Consider the following 3047-nt stretch of genomic DNA (forward strand, 5'->3'; position numbering starts at 1 on the left):
TTTCTAATGGAATGTTGAGGTAACACCATTAAAGACCTTGATGGGTTTTTCTGTCCACTTAAATGTTCAACTTAAATTTTACAATCTGCCAAAAAATAAAAGGCATCAACCGTTTTATATTGGTGATGAGGTAAAAAAGTACCTTATGATATTACGGAAAAGAGAATTTCTTTTATACAAAATTGAAAATAGTAATTTTACATTGTTAAGAGTTTTGAGAAGAGCTTATTCTATACTTTTGCAATATAAAATGCATAAATTAGGAATTAAGTTAGGGTTTGATGTTCCCTTAAACAGAATAGGTCCGGGTTTTAGAATTGACCATTGGGGATTTTTAGTTATTAATAGTAAAGCAAAGATAGGAAAGGATTGTCATATTTTTGGGGATGTTACTATTGGCATAAAAAAAGATAATATAGAAGGTGCACCTAATATTGGCGATAATGTTACTATTGGAGCTGGATCTAGAATACTAGGACCCATAAAAATAGCTTCAAACTGTGTAATAGGAGCAAATGCAGTTGTAACTCATGACTTCCTTGAACCGGGCAGTATAATTGTAGGCATTCCGGCTAAAAAGATTGGCTCACTTTCAGAAAAGATTAATACTCATAACAATATTTGATACTGGTATAGAAAGTATATTCACAGTTCCAAAATAATCCTTTAAAAAGATCATTACGTCCACCGAAAAATAAGAATAGCAAATTGATAATTAATTCTAATCCATAGTTTTCGGTCATCACCATTGCGAGCCCATCAATGCTCTTTCTCATGTCTAATTTTCTACAGATTAAATAGATATGATCTGTATTATGCCAATTAACGAGCATAAAGAATAACCACTTTAGCGATATCTGAAGACAAAATAGAATTAGTTTCCACATTGATTTTTACGGCAGGGCATCTAGTAAAAAAATTGATTACTTATGATATTCTCTAGGAGATCTAGGGTAGGAAGAAGGGCTAGACATATTGACTGCTTACCTTTAATTTAGCTTCCAAACAAGGACTAACTGTGCTAAATGAGGAAAGGCTTCATTATGTTTAACGTTAATTTAGATGTTTTATTTACAAATAATTGCTTAAGTTCTGGAAAAAATTATTCAAGTGCAGTATGAAGGTGATTTAAACGAGGGTTCCAATCAGCGTTGAGCTGATTGTAGAACAGACTAAGCTCATGTAGCTGAAGATAGTCTTTTGACTAAGAAACTCTATTAATCGAAAAGTATTTTTCCTGGGTAGTGAGAGCAATCCGATGAGTTTCCTTCTGATAGGTCTCAACTCGTCGTAGACTTTCTGACTTTAAATGAAATTCTAGTGGATTAAGATGGCAAAAGTGGAGAATATTAGTTTCACAGAAGTGTTTGATTACTTGAGAATAAATTCTTGTCGCTTTAAAGTAAATTTAACTATGTTAAGAAAATCGGCAAAGCCTAATCTAGTATGAACTAGCTGAAGTTCCTTTACATACTGCATTATGCTGTTTTTACAGTGGTAAAGAGTTAACTTTAATTTTATTAAAATCTTGAATTTTTTCTAAAATTAGATAGAATTTAATTGCTGGTAAGATTATGTTTTACTTTTCTCCGCTGGATTCATTCATATTAAAAGGGCTTTCAATCGTTGAATACCCTTTTGATATAAATGAATTTACTTAATTCTCATAACTTTCTGATATAAATTATGTGTTTGACAGAATTAGGATTGTTTTGTGAAAATATAAATATTGTAGTTACTAGGAGATGAAAAGATTTGAAGCACGCAATAATGGTTTTAGGCTCTGGAAATGATGCCGAAATACTTCAAAAATTGATCAATCATTTTGATGATTCAGAAATAGACTTTTTTATTCATTGGGATCAAAAATATAGACTTCCTAATTTGAAATCTCAAAAATCACAAATTAAATTTGTACCTAGAATAAAAGTATATTGGGGAACGAGTACATTAGTATATGCTGAAAAAAGACTTTTAGAATGTGTTTATAATAGTCATAAAGAATATAATTATGTCCACTTAATTTCTTCTACTGATATTCCATTAATGACTAGACAATACTTTAAAAAATTTTTTAATAAAGAACTTTACTTAGGATTTGTTCCAGTAAATAAGAAGGATATTCAAAGACTATCTTTTTATTATCCAATAGATCACCTAAATATTAGGAATAGTGGATTTTTTATTGGAATTATCAAAGTCCTTAATATAATATTCCACATTAACCGATTAAAAGATAAAAATATAGTTCCTATGAAAGGATCCCAATGGTTTAGCATTCAAGGAAAGTTTTTACCTATCATTTTAAAATATAATAATATGGATATCTTTAAACATTCTTTTCTAAGTGATGAAACCTACCTACAGACAATTTTAAGCAACTATCGACCTAGCCAATTAATAGATGATAATGAAATGGCAGCAAGATATATCGACTGGAATAGGGGTACTCCTTATACGTTTACTGAAAAAGATATACCAGAACTAAAACAAGTTATTAATACTAAATTTGCCTTTGCACGTAAGGTAAGGGACGCCAGTTTGATTGATAAACTATTTATTAGTGATAAGTAGCAGTAATATTTAATTCTGAATGACTTAGATAGGTTAGAATTAAATATTAATTTTTAGCTTTCTAATGTAAATAGTCAACAGTATGAATTAAAAATGGGGTTACATATCAAAGCTTTATCTATCGGCTTTTCCCTAATGCCAACATTATTAATGAAGGGTGGATTTATTAGTGTAGGAAAATTACTTATTGATCTACAATCATTCAAATATAAAAAGAGACTCTACAAAATCTGGGTCTTCGTCAAGAAGTACTGATGAGAAAATAAAATAATTGGCTCTACGTCAAGTGGTACTGTACCCTGTCAAGTTTACACACTAAATAATAAAAATTAATTGGCTTTGCCGTAACGAAATTCCGTTGCAGTAAGGTTATTTCTTTGTAAGCAGTCCGTATCCACACGTCTAGCCATCAAAAACTTAGTCTCCTATACTAAAAGCAATTTTAGTACAGGGTAAGCAGTCAATAACAGTAC

3 protein-coding genes are annotated in these 3047 nt (G+C 30.4%); 2 read left to right on the forward strand and 1 reads right to left on the reverse strand.

All coding sequences use genetic code 11. The features are described 5' to 3' along the window. Nucleotides 1-145: 145 nt before the first annotated feature. Nucleotides 146-625 (forward strand): serine O-acetyltransferase, encoded by a 480-nt coding sequence (locus AACL61_RS07585; protein ID WP_339111196.1) that lies wholly within the window; start codon nucleotides 146-148, stop codon nucleotides 623-625. Here the strand turns inward: AACL61_RS07585 and tnpB are convergent. Further along, the gene (gene tnpB / locus AACL61_RS09960; RefSeq protein ID WP_423245882.1) at nucleotides 603-887 is read right to left on the reverse strand and encodes an IS66 family insertion sequence element accessory protein TnpB; all 285 of its coding nucleotides are present in this window, start codon (nucleotides 885-887) and stop codon (nucleotides 603-605) included. The genes AACL61_RS07585 and tnpB overlap by 23 nt on opposite strands. A gap of 868 nt (nucleotides 888-1755) precedes the next feature. Between tnpB and AACL61_RS07590 the strand changes: the two genes are divergently transcribed. After that, nucleotides 1756-2574, forward strand: coding sequence for a beta-1,6-N-acetylglucosaminyltransferase (locus AACL61_RS07590; RefSeq protein ID WP_339111197.1), 819 nt, complete (start codon nucleotides 1756-1758; stop codon nucleotides 2572-2574). The last annotated feature ends 473 nt before the right edge of the window (nucleotides 2575-3047 follow it).

Source organism: Limosilactobacillus reuteri subsp. porcinus (assembly GCF_036621895.1).
Lineage (GTDB): Bacteria > Bacillota > Bacilli > Lactobacillales > Lactobacillaceae > Limosilactobacillus > Limosilactobacillus reuteri_J.

Bases quoted from the DNA above. Each gene is read 5' to 3' on its own strand.
- AACL61_RS07585 (WP_339111196.1), top strand. From the start codon at position 146: ATGATATTACGGAAAAGAGAATTTCTTTTATACAAAATTGAAAATAGT.
- tnpB (WP_423245882.1), bottom strand. From the start codon at position 887: ATGTGGAAACTAATTCTATTTTGTCTTCAGATATCGCTAAAGTGGTTA.